The organism is Catenuloplanes japonicus (assembly GCF_000717135.1).
GTDB classification, from domain to species: domain Bacteria; phylum Actinomycetota; class Actinomycetes; order Mycobacteriales; family Micromonosporaceae; genus Catenuloplanes; species Catenuloplanes japonicus.
The window spans coordinates 57,538-73,852 of record NZ_JNXY01000012.1; the positions used below are offsets into that span (position 1 = coordinate 57,538).

The 16,315-nt window shown below is 72.2% G+C and carries 23 protein-coding genes; 13 read left to right on the forward strand and 10 right to left on the reverse strand.

What is annotated here, in order from left to right; all coding sequences use genetic code 11:
• Positions 1-26 precede the first annotated feature (26 nt).
• Entirely contained in the window at positions 27-1,172 is a 1,146-nt protein-coding gene (locus OP04_RS18885) for a GDSL-type esterase/lipase family protein (RefSeq protein WP_033341068.1), read from the forward strand.
• Between the two features lie 15 nt (positions 1,173-1,187).
• On the opposite strand, the gene OP04_RS18890 is transcribed toward OP04_RS18885, so the two are convergent.
• The 5 genes from OP04_RS18890 to OP04_RS48525 form a co-directional block, all read right to left on the reverse strand.
• Positions 1,188-1,658 (reverse strand): PH domain-containing protein, encoded by a 471-nt coding sequence (locus OP04_RS18890; RefSeq protein WP_033341069.1) that lies wholly within the window; start codon positions 1,656-1,658, stop codon positions 1,188-1,190.
• 149 nt (positions 1,659-1,807) lie between these two features.
• The gene (locus OP04_RS56460; protein ID WP_269746685.1) at positions 1,808-1,933 is read right to left on the reverse strand and encodes a hypothetical protein; all 126 of its coding nucleotides are present in this window, start codon (positions 1,931-1,933) and stop codon (positions 1,808-1,810) included.
• A 7-nt stretch (positions 1,934-1,940) separates the two neighbouring features.
• Positions 1,941-2,168 carry a hypothetical protein gene (locus tag OP04_RS55685; protein ID WP_033341070.1) on the reverse strand — a complete coding sequence of 76 codons (228 nt, stop codon included), beginning with the start codon at positions 2,166-2,168 and terminating at the stop codon, positions 1,941-1,943.
• Positions 2,169-2,192: 24 nt separating this feature from the next.
• Complete coding sequence (locus tag OP04_RS18900; protein WP_033341071.1) at positions 2,193-2,486, reverse strand: hypothetical protein; 294 nt, start codon at positions 2,484-2,486, stop codon at positions 2,193-2,195.
• Positions 2,483-2,689 (reverse strand): hypothetical protein, encoded by a 207-nt coding sequence (locus OP04_RS48525; RefSeq protein ID WP_232323638.1) that lies wholly within the window; start codon positions 2,687-2,689, stop codon positions 2,483-2,485. The genes OP04_RS18900 and OP04_RS48525 overlap by 4 nt, the downstream gene beginning before the upstream one ends.
• 147 nt (positions 2,690-2,836) lie before the next feature.
• Here OP04_RS48525 and OP04_RS18910 point away from each other — a divergent pair, with 147 nt between their 5' ends.
• Positions 2,837-3,070 (forward strand): hypothetical protein, encoded by a 234-nt coding sequence (locus OP04_RS18910; protein ID WP_051798293.1) that lies wholly within the window; start codon positions 2,837-2,839, stop codon positions 3,068-3,070.
• Position 3,071: 1 nt separating this feature from the next.
• Here the strand turns inward: OP04_RS18910 and OP04_RS53450 are convergent, their stop codons facing one another.
• The 3 genes from OP04_RS53450 to OP04_RS18920 all read right to left on the reverse strand — a co-directional run bounded on the left by OP04_RS53450 (position 3,072) and on the right by OP04_RS18920 (position 4,517).
• Positions 3,072-3,239: a hypothetical protein gene (locus OP04_RS53450; RefSeq protein ID WP_157240026.1), complete on the reverse strand. Its 168-nt coding sequence runs from the start codon at positions 3,237-3,239 to the stop codon at positions 3,072-3,074.
• Between the two features lie 118 nt (positions 3,240-3,357).
• Entirely contained in the window at positions 3,358-4,209 is an 852-nt protein-coding gene (gene hisG / locus OP04_RS18915) for an ATP phosphoribosyltransferase (RefSeq protein WP_033341072.1), read from the reverse strand.
• Positions 4,210-4,253: 44 nt separating this feature from the next.
• On the reverse strand, positions 4,254-4,517 hold the full coding sequence (locus OP04_RS18920) for a phosphoribosyl-ATP diphosphatase (RefSeq protein WP_033341073.1): 264 nt from the start codon (positions 4,515-4,517) through the stop codon (positions 4,254-4,256).
• A gap of 64 nt (positions 4,518-4,581) precedes the next feature.
• Here OP04_RS18920 and OP04_RS55690 point away from each other — a divergent pair, with 64 nt between their 5' ends.
• The 3 genes from OP04_RS55690 (at position 4,582) to OP04_RS18935 (ending at position 7,920) form a co-directional block, all read left to right on the forward strand.
• Entirely contained in the window at positions 4,582-5,457 is an 876-nt protein-coding gene (locus OP04_RS55690; RefSeq protein WP_232323639.1) for an ABC transporter substrate-binding protein, read from the forward strand.
• Entirely contained in the window at positions 5,454-6,305 is an 852-nt protein-coding gene (locus OP04_RS55695; protein WP_033341075.1) for an amino acid ABC transporter permease, read from the forward strand. Before OP04_RS55690 ends, OP04_RS55695 begins: the two co-directional genes overlap by 4 nt.
• Before the next feature lie 838 nt (positions 6,306-7,143).
• Positions 7,144-7,920 (forward strand): amino acid ABC transporter ATP-binding protein, encoded by a 777-nt coding sequence (locus OP04_RS18935; RefSeq protein ID WP_051798311.1) that lies wholly within the window; start codon positions 7,144-7,146, stop codon positions 7,918-7,920.
• Positions 7,921-7,926: 6 nt separating this feature from the next.
• Here OP04_RS18935 and OP04_RS18940 read toward each other — a convergent pair whose 3' ends face one another.
• Positions 7,927-8,427 carry a hypothetical protein gene (locus OP04_RS18940; protein ID WP_157240028.1) on the reverse strand — a complete coding sequence of 167 codons (501 nt, stop codon included), beginning with the start codon at positions 8,425-8,427 and terminating at the stop codon, positions 7,927-7,929.
• Between the two features lie 14 nt (positions 8,428-8,441).
• Entirely contained in the window at positions 8,442-10,034 is a 1,593-nt protein-coding gene (locus tag OP04_RS51115; RefSeq protein WP_033341077.1) for a serine/threonine protein kinase, read from the reverse strand.
• Between the two features lie 55 nt (positions 10,035-10,089).
• On the opposite strand from OP04_RS51115, the gene OP04_RS18950 reads away from it, so the two are divergent.
• The 8 genes from OP04_RS18950 (at position 10,090) to kdpA (ending at position 16,309) form a co-directional block, all read left to right on the forward strand.
• The gene (locus OP04_RS18950) at positions 10,090-11,013 is read left to right on the forward strand and encodes a threonine/serine dehydratase (RefSeq protein WP_033341078.1); all 924 of its coding nucleotides are present in this window, start codon (positions 10,090-10,092) and stop codon (positions 11,011-11,013) included.
• Between the two features lie 64 nt (positions 11,014-11,077).
• A complete protein-coding gene (locus tag OP04_RS18955) occupies positions 11,078-11,917 on the forward strand; it encodes an alpha/beta hydrolase family protein (RefSeq protein WP_051798294.1) in 840 nt (279 codons plus the stop codon).
• 11 nt (positions 11,918-11,928) lie between these two features.
• Positions 11,929-12,231 carry a DUF1905 domain-containing protein gene (locus OP04_RS18960; protein ID WP_033341079.1) on the forward strand — a complete coding sequence of 101 codons (303 nt, stop codon included), beginning with the start codon at positions 11,929-11,931 and terminating at the stop codon, positions 12,229-12,231.
• A gap of 4 nt (positions 12,232-12,235) precedes the next feature.
• Entirely contained in the window at positions 12,236-12,625 is a 390-nt protein-coding gene (locus OP04_RS18965) for a hypothetical protein (protein ID WP_033341080.1), read from the forward strand.
• Positions 12,626-13,031: 406 nt separating this feature from the next.
• Positions 13,032-13,937: an aminoglycoside phosphotransferase family protein gene (locus tag OP04_RS18975; protein ID WP_033341082.1), complete on the forward strand. Its 906-nt coding sequence runs from the start codon at positions 13,032-13,034 to the stop codon at positions 13,935-13,937.
• Between the two features lie 43 nt (positions 13,938-13,980).
• Positions 13,981-14,298 (forward strand): hypothetical protein, encoded by a 318-nt coding sequence (locus OP04_RS18980; RefSeq protein WP_033341083.1) that lies wholly within the window; start codon positions 13,981-13,983, stop codon positions 14,296-14,298.
• A 252-nt stretch (positions 14,299-14,550) separates the two neighbouring features.
• Positions 14,551-14,640: a K(+)-transporting ATPase subunit F gene (gene kdpF, locus OP04_RS51120; RefSeq protein ID WP_033341084.1), complete on the forward strand. Its 90-nt coding sequence runs from the start codon at positions 14,551-14,553 to the stop codon at positions 14,638-14,640.
• Between the two features lie 13 nt (positions 14,641-14,653).
• On the forward strand, positions 14,654-16,309 hold the full coding sequence (gene kdpA / locus OP04_RS18990; protein ID WP_033341085.1) for a potassium-transporting ATPase subunit KdpA: 1,656 nt from the start codon (positions 14,654-14,656) through the stop codon (positions 16,307-16,309).
• Positions 16,310-16,315: the final 6 nt, after the last annotated feature.

The window sequence follows — 16,315 nt, forward strand, 5'->3', positions numbered from 1 at the left end:
TAGGTTTTCCGCGATATGCTTTAGGCATGGAACTCGTCTCGTCGCTGGTGCGGGGCGCGCTGGAGTTGGAGCGCACCCCGCACGGCCTGCTCCCCCACCGACTGCCCGCCTGGGCCCGCGCACAGGCCGGCGACCCGCAGCTCGCCACGGTCGAAGCCCAGACCTCGGGGGTGCGACTCGCGCTGCGTACCGCCGCCACCCGGCTCGAGCTGGACACGCTGCCCACCCGGATCAGCTTCACCGGCCTGCCGTCCCCGGCCGGCGGCGACGTCTACGACCTGCTGGTCGACGGCGTGCTGACCACCCGCCTGATCGCGGACGGCGGCGACACCGTGGCGATCGACATGGCCGCCGGGACCCAGACGCTCGTCCCCGGCCCGGTCGCCACGCTGCGCTTCGACGGGTTGCCGGCCCGCGAGAAGGACGTGGAGATCTGGCTGCCCTACCGGGAGCGGACCGAGCTGCGCGACCTGCGGGCGGACGCGCCGATCGCGCCGATCCCGGACCGCGGCCGCCGCACCTGGCTGCACCACGGCAGCTCGATCAGCCACGGGTCGAACGCGTCCGGGCCGTCCGCCACCTGGCCCGCGCGGGCCGCCGCAGCCGGCGGCGTTGAGCTGATCAACCTGGGGCTGGGCGGGAGCGCGCTGCTGGACCCGTTCACCGCGCGCGTCATGCGGGACACGCCAGCCGACCTGATCAGCGTGAAGATCGGCATCAACGTGGTCAACGCGGACCTGATGCGCCGCCGCGCGTTCGGCCCGGCCGTGCACGGCTTCCTGGACACGATCCGCGACGGCCACCCGGACGTGCCGCTGCTGGTGATCTCGGCGATCCACTGCCCGATCCACGAGGAGACGCCGGGGCCGGGCGCGTTCGACCCGGCGGCACTGGCCGAGGGGCGGCTGTCGTTCCGGGCCACCGGCGATCCGGGCGAGGTGGCGGCCGGCCGGCTCACGCTGCGCGTCATCCGCGAGGAGCTGAGCCGGATCGTGGCGCAGCGGACGGACTCCCGGCTGTCCTATCTGGACGGACTTGAGCTGTACGGGCCGGGCGATGCGGAGGCGCTGCCACTGCCGGACGCGCTGCATCCGGACGACGCGACGCATGCGCTGATGGCCGCGCGGTTCGCGGAGCGCGTCTTCGTACCCGATGGGGCTTTCGGCAGCTGATCTTCTGCCGTTGACTCACTGCCGGGGTGTGGCGTCCCGGCTCGTCGCCTCGTGGTGCAGGGCACGCAGCGCACGCACGCCCTGCACCGCGTAGTCCTTGTCCGCCGTCTGCACCGCCAGCATCGCCACCGACTCGTCGTCCGCCAGCTCCAGGAACGCCCACGGCGAGTGCTGGTCGAACCGGATGCTCCGCACGACCTCCCACGGCAGCTGGTAGGCGCCGGCCAGATTCCGCACCCGCACCCCCTGCGCGTCCGCCTCCACGCGCGGCCGGGTGAACCACAGCACCCCGATCGCCGCCAGCACCCCGAGCCCGATCATCGCGATCTGATCACCCAGGTGGAACACGGTCGTCTGCTGCTGGTTCATCCGCCCCGACAGCCCCACCCCGACCAGGGTGAACACGGCCAGCACCGCCACGGCCGCCACGTAACAGACAACGCGCACCCGCTGCGGCCGCAGCCGCACGACCTCGGTCCCACTCATCCCCGGAGTGTCCCAAAACCCTCCTGACCTCAACCTTCAGGGGGTACGCGAGGGGCGCGCGCCAGCCGCGTTCCAGCTTCGTTCCAGCGCCGGTGGCGAGACTTCCCGTATCGGGTCCGGCCCGCACCGCAGATCACGCAGTACACCTGTCAGACCGCGCAGTCGCAGAACTTCTTCTTCCAGTCCACCGGCGAGATCGTCAGCCAGCTGACCGGGAAGTGCCTCGACACCAGCGGCAACGGCAAGGGCACCTGGGTGATCCAGGACCCGTGCACGGCAACATCAGCCAGCGCTGGTTCTGGTAGCCGCATCCAGTTTCGCGCGCACACCGTCCGCGTCGGGATGGCCGAGCTGGAGCAGGATGCCCCAGGCCTCGGACCAGCCGGCGCGGGCGGCGTCGCGGTCGCCGTCCGCCTCGTGCGCGTCGCCGAGATGGTGCAGGAAGTCCGCTCGGCCCTCGTCATCGATGCCGGACGCAGGGATCCGATCGGTCCCGGCACCGCGTGCCACGGCACCGGTCCGGATCGATGAACGTCAGGCCGCGTTCGCCAACGCTGCGTCGATCGCCTGGTGCAGTGCCGCTCTACTGATGGTGACCGTGCCCTCGGGGGCAGCCGCGTTCCGCTGGAGACCGGCGAGGATGTAGTCCTGCATGAGCCGGGAGGGGGTCGTCCCGCGTCGGTCGGCCTCTGCTTCGAGCGCTTCCGACCACTCGGCGGGCAGTCGCACGGAGTGCACGATCTTCGCCCGGGGCCGTTCGGCGACGACCTCGGCATCGCTCCAGTCGCCGCTTCCGAGCGCGGCCTGGATCTCGCTGTTACTGGTCATGACTGTCCCTTCATCATCCGCGTGATCGATGCGACCTCGGTCTCATCGAGGTACCGCGCCCCTACGACGAGGTACTGATCATCGCGATCCGGGCTGAGTTCGATCAACGCCACGGCAAGCCAGCGCCCTTGCCGGTCTCTGCCCGCGACGCTGAGCACCGCCCCGATGTGCCTGCGCACCACGGGCCGGCTCTGACGAAGCACGACACCGCGTCCTGCCAGGCCACTCCTGCGGCACCCAAGGCGGTGTAGCTGTCGTCACTGAACTCGTAAAGCTCCTCCACGCGGCAAGTGTAAACGCCACGTATACGAATTGGCTCCTAAACCAGGGCGCGATTACAGCACCGGGACGTGACGCTGTCCCTGTGGGGCGAGGAGGAGAGCTGGCCGCTGCCGCTGCGGACCGTGAGCTACCGGGTGCGGTACTGCGCGACCGGGATGGACGACGCGGCGGCCGAACCGGACACGGACGACGCCGTCGACCGTTATCTCCTGCAGTTCTGGCCGGCGGATCCGGCGCCGGACGAGATCGTCCGGCAGGGCAGCGCGCACGCCGCCTACTGGCACACGACGCCGAAGCGCTGACCTACTCCGCGTCCCGGGCCGGCGCCGCGGGGGCGTCCGTCTCGAACGGGTTCCGCAGCCGGCGCATGGCCTCGGGGCCGTCGTCGCGCGTGCTGGGCTTCTCCTCGTCCACCTGCGCGGACGCGGGCTGCCGGAACAATGCTTCGCCGTCGGCTTCGGTCCAACTCATCACACACTCCGGTTCTGTGGGCGGTCCTGTCCGCACTGACGCTACGGGTGAGCGGCGGGCGGCGGGCGGCGGGTCCCGGCGGGACCGGACCGCGGGGTCCGGCCCCGCCGGGCGGGTGTCAGAGGCGGGTGGCCGCGATGTCCGTGACCAGGATGGCGCGCGCACCGAGCTCGTACAGCTCGTCCATGATGCGGTGCATGTCCGCGCGCAGCACCATGGCCTGGACCGCGACCCAGCCCTCGCGGTGCAGCGGCGAGACCGTCGGCGACTCTATGCCGGGCGTGAGCGCGGTCGCCTGGTCCAGCAGGTCGGCGCGCACGTCGTAGGCGAGCATCACGTAGCGGCGGGCGACCAGCACGCCGTGCAGGCGGCGCAGCAGCTGGGCCGCGCCGGGCTTCTCGTCGACGGCGTCGCCACCGCGGCCGATCAGGATGGCGGAGGAGCGCAGCAGCGGCTCGCCGATCGTGACCAGGCCGGCCTGGCGCAGCGTGGCGCCGGTCTCGACGACGTCCGCGATGACGTCGGCGACGCCGAGGCGGATGGCGTTCTCCACGGCGCCGTCGAGGCGTACCACGGTGGCCTTGAGGTGTTGCTCGGCCAGGTAGTGGCCGACCACGCCGGGGAACGCGGTGGCGATCCGGCGGCCGTCGATCTCGGCGACGGACTGCAGCGTCTCCGGCCGGGCGGCGAACCGGAACGCGGCGCCGCCGAACGCCAGGTCCATGATCTCCAGCGCGGGCGCGCCGGAGTCGAGCAGCAGGTCGCGGCCGGTGATGCCGAGGTCCAGGTCACCGGAGCCGACGTAGACCGCGATGTCGCGCGGCCGGAGGTAGAAGAACTCCACGTCGTTGGCGGTGTCCTGGCAGATCAGGTCACGGTCGTCGCCACGCTGGCGGTAGCCCGCCTCGCGCAGCATCTCGATGGCGGGTTTGGAGAGGGCGCCCTTGTTGGGCACGGCGATGCGCAGCATGCGGGAAGGCTCCAGAGATCGCAGAGAAGAGAGGACGGAGGACATCAGAGATGTCGGTAGACGTCCTTCAGCTCCAGCCCGCTCGCCAGCATCAGCACCTGTGCCTGGTAGAGCAGCTGTGAGATCTCCTCGGCGGCCCGCTCCGGGCCCTCGTGCTCGGCCGCCATCCACGACTCGGCCGCCTCCTCGACGACCTTCTTGCCGATGGCATGGACGCCGCGCTCGACCGCCGCCACGGTGTGCGAACCGGGAGTCCCGGCCGCCACCTTTGCCTGCAGTTCCGCGAACAGCTCGTCGAAGGTCTTCACGGGAGACGATTCTCGCAGCCCCCTCGACCCCCGGGACACCCGGGCAGCCAATATGCTTTCGGCCATGCGCAAAACCTCCGTGCCCGCCGTCGCCCTGCTGCTCGCCGCGGTCGCCGGGGTGTCCGCGTGTGCCCCGGAGGATTCCGGCACCGGCGCGACGCCCGCGGCCGCCACCAGCGGTGGCGCGCTGGCCTGCGCACCCGCGACGCTGAAGACGCTGACCGCCGGCAGGCTGACGATCGGCACCGACCAGCCGGCCTACGAGCCGTGGTTCAAGGACGACAAGCCGGAGAGCGGCGAGGGCTTCGAGTCCGCGGTCGCCTACGCGGTCGCGACCCAGCTCGGCTACACCAAGGAGAACGTGGTGTGGGCGCGCGTGCGGTTCGACAGCGCGATCGCGCCCGGCCCCAAGTCGTTCGACATCGACCTCAACCAGTTCTCGATCACGGAGGAGCGGCGCAGGGCCGTCGACTTCTCGTCGCCGTACTACCTCGTGCGGCAGGCGGTCGTGGCGAAGAACTCGGCGCCGATCGCGGGCGCGGCGAACCTGGCCGGGCTGAAGGACGCGAAGCTGGGCGCCCAGGTCGGCACCACCAGCTACCAGGCGATCACCGACCTGATCAAGCCGAGCCGGCAGGCGCAGGTGTTCAACACGAACGACGACGCCAAGCAGGCGCTGGAGAACGGCACGATCGACGGCCTGGTGGTGGACCTGCCGACCGCGTTCTACATGACCGCGGCCGAGCTGACCGACGCGAAGATCGTCGGCCAGATGCCGCAGGTGGGCACGCCGGAGGGCTTCGGCATCGTGCTGGACCAGGGCTCCCCGCTGACCGGCTGCGTGACCCAGGCGGTCGACGCGCTGCGCACAGCCGGCACGCTGACCAGCCTGGAGAAGCAGTGGCTGGCTCAGGTGGCGGGCGCGCCCGAGCTGTCGTGACCGTCACGGACCACGCCCCGAGCGACGCGCAACGGGCCCGCCTCGCCTACCGGCGCAAGCAGTCCGTCCAGTCGGTGGTCATCGGCGCGGTCTCCACGGCCGTGGCGGGCGTGCTGCTCGTGCTCCTGGTGACCGGCTCGCCGGGGTGGCCGCGCGTCAAGCAGTCGTTCCTCGATCCGCAGGTCGCGCTGGACTCGCTGCCGTCGATCCTGAGCGGCCTGTGGCTGAACATCCAGCTGCTGGTGGTGTGCGCGTTCGGCGCGCTGGTGCTCGGGCTGCTGATCGCGGTGCTGCGGACCACGCGCGGCGCCGTGCTGTTCCCGCTGCGCGCGCTGGCGACCGCGTACACGTACACGCTGCGTGGCATGCCTTTGATCATCGGGTTGTATCTGCTGACCTTCGGGGTGCCGGGACTGCGCCTGCAGGGCACGCCGAGCGTGCTGGTGCTGGGCGCGATCGCGCTGATCATCACGTACGCGGGCTACCTGGCCGAGGTGTTCCGCGCCGGGATCGAGAGCATCCACCCGAGCCAGTGGTCGGCCGCGCGGTCGCTGGGCCTGACGTACCGGCAGACGATGCGGCACGTGGTGCTCCCGCAGGCCGTGCGCCGGGTCGCGCCGCCGCTGCTCAACGACATGGTGGCGCTGCAGAAGGACGTGGGTCTGGTGTCGGTGGCCGGTCTGGTCGACGCGGTGCGGGCCGCGCAGATCGCGACCGCGGACGCGTTCAACTTCACGCCGTACGTGGTCGCGGCCGTACTGTTCGTGCTGCTGGCGATCCCGCTGATCGCGGTGACGGACCTGGTGACGCTGCGCGCGGCGCGGCGGCAGAACGCGGGCGGGCGGTGACGTCGTGGCGAGCGGCGATGACGACGATCTGAGCTTCAGCGAGCAGCTGGACCGCGACCGGCTGGATCGCTCCCCGGAGCGCAGCCAGGACGCGCAGGTCGCGGACTTCGACAAGGCGCGACAGCGGCGCGAGCGGGCCAAGGAGCGCGCGTTGCGGCGGGCGACCGGCGCTTTCCCGGCGGTCTCGGAACCATCGACCCCATCCGTGGGTACGGATGAGAGCGCGGCGACCACGGACGGCTCCCCGAGCCTCTACGAGACGCCGGCGCCGGCCAGCCGCGGGCGTCGCCGGACGTCCCGGCAGCCGGACGAGGCGGATTCGCCGTCGGGTGGCTACGCCCGGTTCGCGACCCAGGGCGAGGCCGACTCGGCGTCCGGCGGCTACGACCGGTTCACGACGCCCGGCGATGTGGACTCACCGTCCGGCGGCTACGACCGGTTCACGACGCCGAGCGGCCTGGACTCGCCGTCCGGCGGCTACGACCGGTTCACGACGCCGGACGATCTGGACTCGTCGTCGGGCGGTTACGCCCGGTCCTCGACGCGGGACGCGAAGACCTCTGACGGGACGTTTGCGGAGGGCACCTTTTCGTACCCCCGCCTGCCTTTGGAAACGACCGCGGAACGCGACGCGCTCGACCTGGGTGACCCGCCGCGGCGCTCGCGTCACGCGGCCTCGCCGGAACCGGCGCCGTCGTCGTCGCCCGCGCCCGAGCGGCCGACGCGGCGCAGCCGGCGGCGCGATCGCGAGCGCGACGAGCTGAGCGACACCGCGGCCGGCCTGGTGCAGCCGATCCGGACCACCGAGGACGCGAGCGCGCTGGGCACGTTCGGCGACATGGCCGAGGTCGCCTACGTGCCGGTGCCGACACAGCCCGCGCTGTCCTGCTCCGGGCTGCGCAAGTCGTTCCGCGGCGCTCTGGTGCTGCAGGATCTCGACCTGGAGGTGGCCGAGCACGAGGTCGTGGTGCTGATCGGCGCGTCCGGCTCCGGCAAGTCCACGCTGCTGCGCTGCGTCAACCTGCTGGAGGAGCTCGACGACGGCACGATCCTGCTGGACGGCGAGCACATCACCGACCCGCGGGTGAACCCCGACACCGTGCGCCGCAAGATCGGCATGGTCTTCCAGTCCTACAACCTGTTCCCGCACATGACCGTGCTGCAGAACATCACGCTCGCGCCGGAACGCGTGCACCGCCGCCGTCGTGCCGAGGTCGAGGCCGAGGCCCGCACCTGGCTGGAACGGGTCGGCCTGGAGGACAAGGCCCACGAGTACCCCGACCGCCTCTCCGGCGGCCAGCAGCAACGCGTCGCGATCGTCCGCGCCCTGGTCAACTCGCCGCGCCTGCTGCTGCTGGACGAGGTCACGTCCGCGCTCGACCCGGAGCTGGTCGGCGAGGTCCTCTCCATGATCAAGGACCTGAAGACCGAGGGCATGACCATGATCCTGGCCACCCACGAGATGGCCTTCGCCCGCCAGGTCGCGGACCGGGTCTGCTTCCTGGACGGCGGCCGCATCCTGGAGCAGGGCCCGCCCGAGCAGGTCTTCGGCAGCCCCCAGCACCCCCGCACCCGCCAGTTCCTCCGCCGCATCATCGAGGCCGGGCGGCTGTAGGGATATTTACGGCGTGTAGAGCTCGGCCAGCCGGATCGCGACGCCGTTGCGGGTGGTGAGGCGGATCAGGTGGTTCTGGTCCTCGGCGTAGGCGGCGAACTCGCGGGCGGAGACCTCGCAGGAGCCGGCGCCCTTGTCGTCCATGCACTTGCTGATGTCGGCCTGGTTGACCAGGGCGAAGACGGCGTCGTCCGCGCGCGGCAGCGTGATCTTCGCCTGGCTGTCCGAGGTGTTCCAGGCGGCGAGGCAGCGGCGGTCGTCGGCCGGGATGTGGAAGGCCTCGCAGAAGTCCGGGTTGAGCATGAAGATGACCGGCTCGACCACGACCGCCTGGTTCTTCCCGGCGGTGAAGCTCAGCAGCCGGACGATCGAGTCCGTGTCGCCCTTGCTGACGTCCGTGAACGTGGGCATGGGGTCCGGAGTGGGACCAACGGGAACGGAGGCGGAGGCGGACGGATCCGGGGTGTCCGCGCCGCACCCGGCCAGCAGGGTCAGCAGAAGCACCAAGGGCAGCAGCGTCTTCACAGCGTCCTGATCTCCAGATCGCGATAGGCCACGCTGCCGGACGTGGCGTCGCCCTCGCTCTCGAGGCCGAGCCGGAACCAGCCGGTGACGGCCCGGCGGTCGTCGACCGGCGCGGAGCCGACCGTGGTGCCGTCCACGCTCACGGTGGCGACCTCGTCCCGGATCACCATCTCGACCCGGTGCTCGCCGCCGGCCAGCGCCGTGGTCGGCGTGGTCCCGATGTCCTCGGCCCGGTCGTCCGCGTGGCGTTCGAAGCCGATCCGGTCCGCGCAGAGCCGCAGCACGTACCCGTTGTACTCGTCGTCGCTGGTCAGCCGGAACGCCACGAACGCGCAGCTGCCGGGCTCGAGCAGTGCCACGGTGGCGGCGATCGACGAGTCGCCGGCGAACATGTCGTCCGGCCCGTCGCAGGCGTGCCAGACCGGCTCGACGCCGCTGATCACCAGGCGGCCGCCGGTGTACGTGCAGGCGCCGTCGTCGTCCTTGGACGCGGGCCACTGGCCGGGCCGGTCCAGCCGGTCGATGATCACCGGGCCGTTGCCCAGCAGGGGCGGGGGCGCCGACGGTGAGGAGGACGGCGACGGCGCGGCCACCGGGGTGCTCCGCCCGGAAGCCGCCCACGCACCCGCCGCCCCCAGCGCCGCGACCGCGAGCACGCCGGCCACCACGGCCGCGATCAGGCGCCCGCGCCGCTTCCCGCGCCGGACCGTGGCGCGGGCCGCCCGCGCCGCCTGCGCGAGCTCCGGACGGCCGGTCAGGTCCGCCACGCTGTGCGAGCCGGTGTCCAGCAGCAGTTCCAGCAGCTCCGGTGCGGTCGGGCGGTCGGCCGGGTCCTTGGCCAGCGTGCGTGCCACGATCTCGCGCAGCGGCGACTGCAGCGCGCCCAGCTCCGGCGGCTGGGTGAGGATGCGGCCCGCGGTGGCGGCGGCCGAGTCGGCGGCGAACGGCGTACGGCCGGTCCCGGCGTACGTCACCACGGCGCCCCAGGCGAACACGTCCGCGGCCGGGCCGATGCCGGGTCCGTCGAGGTCGAAGCGTTCCGGCGCCATGTACGCCAGCGTGCCCACCATCTGGTTCGTCCGCGTGTGGTGGCTGGTCGCCTCGAACGGCTGCGCGATCCCGAAGTCGATCACCTTGGGCGCGCCCAGCGCGAAGAGCACGTTGCGCGGCTTGAGGTCGCGGTGGATGACGCCGGCGCCGTGGATCGCGGTCAGCGCGGTCGCCACGCCGATCGCCACGCTGTGCAGGTCGCCGCCGGTGAGCGGGCCGCGGTCGACGACCACCTCGCCCAGGCTGGGACCGTCCACGTACTCGACCACCAGGTACGGCGTGGTGTGCTCCGGATCGGCGTCGAGCACGGCCGCGGTGCAGAACGGCGGCACCTGCCGGGCCCGGCTCACCTCGCTGCGGAACCGGCCGCGGTACTCCGGCTCGTTCGCCAGTTCGGGGCGGATCGCCTTGACCGCAACCATCCGGCCGTCAGCAGATCTGCCGAGAAAGACCGCTCCCATGCCGCCCTCGCCCAGGCGGCCCAGCAGGCGATATCCACCGAGTTCACGCGGATCGCCGGGGCGCAGCGGATCAGGCATGCCGGTCCTCGTGGCACATGGGTGGTCAGCGTACCCGAGAACGTAGGGTGGAAGCATGATCTCGAAGGCGGACGTGGATGCGGCGGCGGCACGGATCGGCGGCCGGGTGCGGCGTACCCCGGTCCTCCCGGTGGCGGATTCCGGCGCGACCGTGTTCAAACTGGAGTTCCTGCAGCACACCGGCACGTTCAAGGCCCGCGGCGCGCTGAACCGGATCCTGGCCGCGTCCGAGTCCGGCGAGCTGACCGGCGCGGGCGTGGTCGCGGCGTCCGGCGGTAACGCGGGCATCGCGGTGGCGCACGCGGCCGCGCAGCTGGGCGTGCAGGCCGAGGTCTACGTCCCGGTGATCTCCTCCCCGGCGAAGGTCCGGCGGCTGCACGAGCTGGGCGCGGTGGTCGTGCAGGTCGGCAACGAGTTCGCGGAGGCGTACGAGGCGGCGCAGAAGCGCGTCTCCGACACCGGCGCCACGTTCTGCCACCCCTATGACCAGGTGGACATGGCCGCCGGCGCGGGCACGCTCGCGCTGGAGATGTGGGAGCAGACCGGCGGTGTCGACACCGTGCTGGTCGCGGTCGGCGGCGGTGGCCTGCTGGCCGGCGTCGCGGCCGCGCTGGAGGGCCAGGCCCGCGCGATCGCGGTCGAGCCGACCGGCGCCCGTTCGCTGCACGACGCGCTCGCGGCCGGCCAGCCGGTGGACGTGCCGGTCTCCGGCATCGCGGCCGACTCGCTGGGCGCGCGGCGGATCGGCGACATCGCGTTCGACGTGGCCCGGCGCACCGGCGTGCGGTCGCTGCTGGTCGAGGACGAGGACCTGATCGCGGCCCGCCGGCACCTGTGGGACCACTACCGGATCGCGGTTGAGCACGGCGCCGCCGCGGCCATGGCCGCGCTCACCTCCGGCGCCTACCGGCCCGCGGACGACGAGCGCGTCGCCGTCATCCTCTGCGGCGCGAACACGAACCCCGCCGACCTGGCATGAGCCTGCTCCTGCCCGGCCACGACGTCTGTCCGCCCCGAGCCCGTCGATCGGCACGGGGCGACGCGTGACGTTCTCCTTCCGGTCCGGCGGGAACACGCTGGCCGGGGACCTGACGCTGCCGGCGGGCCCCGGTCCGTACCGCTGCGTGGTCTTTGTGGAGGGTTCCGGCCCCGGCGGCCGTGACCTGGGCGGATGGCCCGCGCGACTGGCCGCGGACGGGATCGCGAGCCTGGCCTACGACAAGCCGGGCTCGGGCGCGTCCACCGGTGACTGGACCGCGCAGTCGCTGCCGGATCGTGCCCGCGAGACGCTGGCCGCGGTGGCCGCCGTGCGCGATCGGTTGCCCGGCTCACCGGTCGGCCTGATCGGGCACAGCCAGGGCGGCTGGGTGGCGTGGCTGGCCGCGGTCTCGCCGCTGGTCTCGGCCGTGGTCACGCTGTCCGCGCCGGGCGTGGGCGTGCTGGCACAGGAGGAGCATCGGCTGCGGCACCAGCTCCCGCCCGAAGCCGTGCCGCTCGGCCTGTCGCTGCTGCACGCGCAGGTGGACCGCGTGCGCGCGGGCGAGGATCCGGCCGTGGTCGCGGCGGACCAGCGGCGCTGGGCGGGCGAGCCGTGGTTCCCGCTGCTGTCCGGCACGTCCGCCGCCACGATCGGTTTCCTGGCCCGGATCGCGGGCCACGACCCGCTCCCCGGCCTGGCGGACGTGCGCTGCCCGATGCTGGCCGTCTACGGCGCGGACGACACGTTCCTCCCGGTGGACGAGAGCGTGTCGCGGCTGGCCGGCGTCGAGACCGTGGTGTTCCCGGGCGCGGACCACGGCCTGCGCGACCCGGACGGCACGCGGGTGCCCGGATTCGACGCACTGCTCGCCGGGTGGCTCACGGAACGGCTCGTTCTCTCATAGGCTCTCTGCCCGTGGAGCTCGAGTTCAGCGGTGAGATGTGGTTCTGGCGCGGGCCGGCGCCCTGGCACTTCGTGACCGTGCCGGACGAGGAGGCCGCGGTGCTGCGGTCCACCGCGGCCGAGGTCTCCTACGGCTGGGGCATGATCCCCGCGGAGGTCCACATCGGCGCCACGGTGTGGGAGACCGCGCTGTGGCCCAAGGACGGCCGCTACATCGTGCCGATCAAGACGACCGTGCGCCGGGCCGAGGAGCTGACCGTGGGCGATGTCATCACGCTGCGACTGTCCGTGGCTTGCGAGGCTCCCCTACGCTGAGGCGATGGACGGGCTCTCCGTGTTCCTGCTCTGGCTGGCCGCTCTCGTACCCCCGGTGGCGCTCGCGATCGCCGGCAACCGCCTCACCCGGCACACGCCCACCGAGCACGCGGTCGCGGCGTACTGGTCGGCCGGCCTCGCGCTGACCGTGCTCGCCGGCCCGGCCGTGATGTCCGCCGCCGGCACGCTGGCCGCGATGGGCAGCTCCGCGCCGGCCGCGCTCGGCGAGGGTCCCTGGCTGGTCATGGTGGCGGCGCTGACCTGCGCCGGCCTCACGTTCCTCACCACGGTCACGCTCGGCGCCGAGCTGCTCTTCCTGCTGCACCGCCCGCCGGCCGAGCCCCCGGCGCCGCCGGCCGAGCCCGCCTTCACGCCGGCGCCCGTCCGCCCCTGAGCAAGCCCGAGGCCGCGCAGACCGCCGTGGTCGACGCGATCCCGGTCGTCACCACCGCCACCGCCTGCGTCCTCTGCCGCGGCTGGACCCCCTGGCGGCAGCGTCGCCGCCACCCCTGAATGCGGAACCAGATCTTCCCACTCAGCGGGTGGTTGCGGTCCGCATGCTCCCGCGGGCTCACCTTCCGCGCGGTGCCGGAGGAAAAACCGGGGCCCTGCCACGCCCCGGCCGGGCGGGCAGGGCCCCGATCATCACTGTCAGCCGGCACACCCGTCCGGGATGCCCTCGGTACCGATGCCGTCCGGAATGCCGCTCACCACCTGGTAGATGTTCATGACGAGCAGCTTTCCGGACGCCGGGAAAATGGACATGAGCCGACATACTCACCTCGTCTAGGCTCGCGGCCATGGCCGACGACGCGTTCGTACGCAACGTGCAGACCCACTGGGGCGACGAGGGCACGCGCTGGCTGGAGACGCTCCCGTCCCGCGCCGGCGCGGTCGCGGCACGGTGGGGGCTGACGGTCGGCGCGCCGTTCCCGCTGACGTTCAACTGGGTCGCGCCCGCCACCCGCGGCTCCGAGCCCGTGGTGCTCAAGCTCGGCGTCCCGTCGGCCCCGCACCTGCGCGCGGAGGCGGCGGCGCTGACCGCGTTCGACGGCGCCGGCGCGGCCCGGCTGCTGGCCCGCGACGAGGAGCAGGGCGCGCTCCTGCTCGAGCGCGTCACGCCCGGCAGCACACTCCGCACGCTGCACCAGCACGACGACGAGGCCGCCACCGCGGCCTTCGTCGACGTCGCCCGCCGCCTGCACCGCCGCCCGGCACCGGACGGCGGGCCCGGCGCCTGCGCGCTGGAGCCGGTCGAGGCGCACGCGGACGACTTCGCCGCCCACCTGAAGCGTCATCCCGGCGACGATCTGGTGCAACGGGCGCAGGGGCTGCACCGGGAACTCTGTGCCAGTACGACCGGCCGCGTCGTGCTGCACGGCGACCTGCACCACGACAACATCCTGGCCGGGACGCGCGCGCCCTGGCTGGCGATCGACCCGCACGGCCGCGTCGGCGACCCGGCCGCGGAGGTGGGCGCGTTGCTCTACAACCCGGACCCGTGGGTACGCGACGAGACGCTCACCCGCCTGGTCCCGGCCCGGATCGCGCAGGTCGCGGACGGGCTGGCGCTGCCGCCGGACCGCGTGCTCGCCTGGGGCTTCGTGCTCTGCGTGCTCTCCTGGGTGTGGCACGTCGAGGACGGCGGCGACTACCACGGCCGGGAACTGGACGTCGCACACCTGCTCCGGCCGCGGCTGTCCTAGGAAAGCCCGCATGGGAACGGCTCTGAGCTGGGACGATAACGAGATGGCGGGCACCAGGCGGTTGGCGGCGCAGAGCCGCATGTCGGTGAGCGGGCCGCAGATGACCGGGCTCGCGCTCGGACTGCTCCCCCAGTTGGTGCTGCTCACGCTGCTGGCGCTGAACCAGCGTGGCGACTTCGGTTCGCTCGCGTCCGCCCCGTTCTTCTCCTTCCTGGCGATCGGCGCCGGCGTCCTGACCGCGTTCATCGGCGGCCTCGCCACCATCTTCGACCGGTCCCGCCGGCTCGGCATCGGCATCGCCCAGGGCACCGGCGCCGGCGTCGTCATCTTCTTCGCCGGCGCCGCGATCATCCACCCCTGACCGGCAGCTCAGCCGCGGCAGAGCGGCGAGGCGTGAAAAGCGCGTCAAGAAAGCGCTACCGCCCGTCAACACCGTGTCAGCTTTTCCCTGATGGCCGTCACGCAGGCGTTCCATTGCGTTCGCGACCGGCGTTCCCGCCGGTCGGACGGACCCGATGTGAAGGAGTCGCACGGTGCCTGACGTGGCGTTCGTGCTCGCGACGGTGGGGCTCTTCGGCGCGCTCACCCTGCTGCTGCGGGCGGTGGAGAAGCTGTGACCGCCGTCAACCTGATCGGGCTGGTGCTCGCCCTCGCACTGTCCGGCTACCTGCTCGTCGCGCTGTTGTTCCCCGAGAAGTTCTGAAGAGGCCGCTGACATGAGCACCACAGTCGCGGGCGTGATCTTCATTGTCTCGCTCGCCGCCGCCGTCGTCGCGGTCCACCGTCCGTTCGGCGACTACCTGTTCCGCGTGGTGGACGCACGGAAGCACTCCCGGGTGGAGCGCGGCATCTACACGATCGTCGGCGTCGACCCGGCGTCGGAGCAGAGCTGGGGCGTCTACGGCCGCAGCGTGCTGGCGTTCTCCGCCGTCTCGATCCTGTTCCTCTACGGGCTGCTGCGCCTGCAGCAGTACCTCTGGCTGAACCTGGGCATGGCCCCGGTCACCGACCACATCGCCTGGAACACCGCGGTCAGCTTCGTGACGAACACGAACTGGCAGGCGTACTCCGGTGAGTCGACCATGGGCCACCTGGCGCAGATGGCCGGCCTGGCGGTGCAGAACTTCGTATCCGCGGCGGTCGGCATCGCGGTCGCGGTCGCGCTGATCCGAGGCTTCGCCCGGTCGAGGACCGAGCTGCTCGGCAACTTCTGGGTCGACCTGATCCGGATCACGCTGCGCGTCCTGCTGCCCGTCTCGATCATCGGCGCGATCGTGCTGATGATCGGCGGTGTCGTGCAGAACCTCGGCGGCGGCACGGAGATCACCACGCTGACCGGCGGTACGCAGACCGTCCCGGGCGGCCCGGTCGCCTCCCAAGAGGTGATCAAGGAGCTGGGCACGAACGGCGGCGGCTTCTACAACACCAACAGCTCGCACCCGTTCGAGAACCCCACCACCTGGACCAACTGGGTGCAACTGTTCCTGATCCTGCTGATCCCGTTCAGCATGCCGCGCGTCTTCGGCCGGATGGCCGGGCAGAACCGGCAGGGCTACGCGATCGCGGCCGTCATGGCGCTGCTCGCGATCGCCGGCATCACGCTGACCACCGTCTTCGAGCTGCACGGCGGCGGTACGGTGCCGGCCGCGGTGGGCGCCGCGATGGAGGGCAAGGAGGTCCGGTTCGGCGTGGCGGACTCCGCGGTGTTCGCCGCGATCACCACGCTCACCTCGACCGGCGCGGTCAACTCGTTCCACGACTCGTACACCGCGCTCGGCGGCATGATGCCGATGCTCAACATGATGCTCGGCGAGGTCGCGCCCGGCGGCACCGGCTCCGGCCTCTACGGCATGCTCGTGCTGGCCACCATCACGGTCTTCGTGGCCGGACTGATGGTCGGGCGCACGCCGGAATATCTGGGCAAGAAGATCGGCGCGCGGGAGATCAAGTTCGCGTCGCTGTACTTCCTGATCACGCCGGTCCTGGTGCTGACCGGCACCGCGGCCGCGTTCGCCACCGGCAACGCGTCGACCGCGCTGCACACCGGCCCGCACGGACTGTCCGAGGTGCTCTACGCGTTCACGTCCACGGCCAACAACAACGGGTCCGCGTTCGCCGGCATCACGGTCAACACGCCCTGGTGGGACACCGCGACCGGCCTGGCGATGCTGCTCGGCCGCTTCCTCCCGATCATCTTCGTGCTGGGCCTGGCCGGCTCGCTCGCCCGGCAGCAGCCGGTCCCCGAGTCCGAGGGCACACTCCCCACCCACCGGCCGCTCTTCGTCGGCATGGTCGCCGGCGTGGCCATCGTGCTGGTCGCCCTCACCTTCCTCCCGGCCCTCGCACTCGGCCCCCTCGCAGAAGGCCTGTGACCCGCC

What these genes read in the sequence shown, in the direction of transcription:
- OP04_RS51115 (WP_033341077.1), bottom strand. Translation starts at nt 10,034, where the DNA reads ATGCCTGATCCGCTGCGCCCCGGCGATCCGCGTGAACTCGGTGGATAT.
- hisG (WP_033341072.1), bottom strand. Translation starts at nt 4,209, where the DNA reads ATGCTGCGCATCGCCGTGCCCAACAAGGGCGCCCTCTCCAAACCCGCC.
- OP04_RS18950 (WP_033341078.1), top strand. Translation starts at nt 10,090, where the DNA reads ATGATCTCGAAGGCGGACGTGGATGCGGCGGCGGCACGGATCGGCGGC.
- OP04_RS18935 (WP_051798311.1), top strand. Translation starts at nt 7,144, where the DNA reads ATGGCCGAGGTCGCCTACGTGCCGGTGCCGACACAGCCCGCGCTGTCC.
- OP04_RS18885 (WP_033341068.1), top strand. Translation starts at nt 27, where the DNA reads ATGGAACTCGTCTCGTCGCTGGTGCGGGGCGCGCTGGAGTTGGAGCGC.
- OP04_RS55690 (WP_232323639.1), top strand. Translation starts at nt 4,582, where the DNA reads ATGCGCAAAACCTCCGTGCCCGCCGTCGCCCTGCTGCTCGCCGCGGTC.
- OP04_RS18890 (WP_033341069.1), bottom strand. Translation starts at nt 1,658, where the DNA reads ATGAGTGGGACCGAGGTCGTGCGGCTGCGGCCGCAGCGGGTGCGCGTT.
- OP04_RS18975 (WP_033341082.1), top strand. Translation starts at nt 13,032, where the DNA reads ATGGCCGACGACGCGTTCGTACGCAACGTGCAGACCCACTGGGGCGAC.
- kdpA (WP_033341085.1), top strand. Translation starts at nt 14,654, where the DNA reads ATGAGCACCACAGTCGCGGGCGTGATCTTCATTGTCTCGCTCGCCGCC.
- OP04_RS18980 (WP_033341083.1), top strand. Translation starts at nt 13,981, where the DNA reads ATGGCGGGCACCAGGCGGTTGGCGGCGCAGAGCCGCATGTCGGTGAGC.
- OP04_RS18900 (WP_033341071.1), bottom strand. Translation starts at nt 2,486, where the DNA reads ATGACCAGTAACAGCGAGATCCAGGCCGCGCTCGGAAGCGGCGACTGG.
- OP04_RS18965 (WP_033341080.1), top strand. Translation starts at nt 12,236, where the DNA reads ATGGACGGGCTCTCCGTGTTCCTGCTCTGGCTGGCCGCTCTCGTACCC.
- OP04_RS53450 (WP_157240026.1), bottom strand. Translation starts at nt 3,239, where the DNA reads ATGAGTTGGACCGAAGCCGACGGCGAAGCATTGTTCCGGCAGCCCGCG.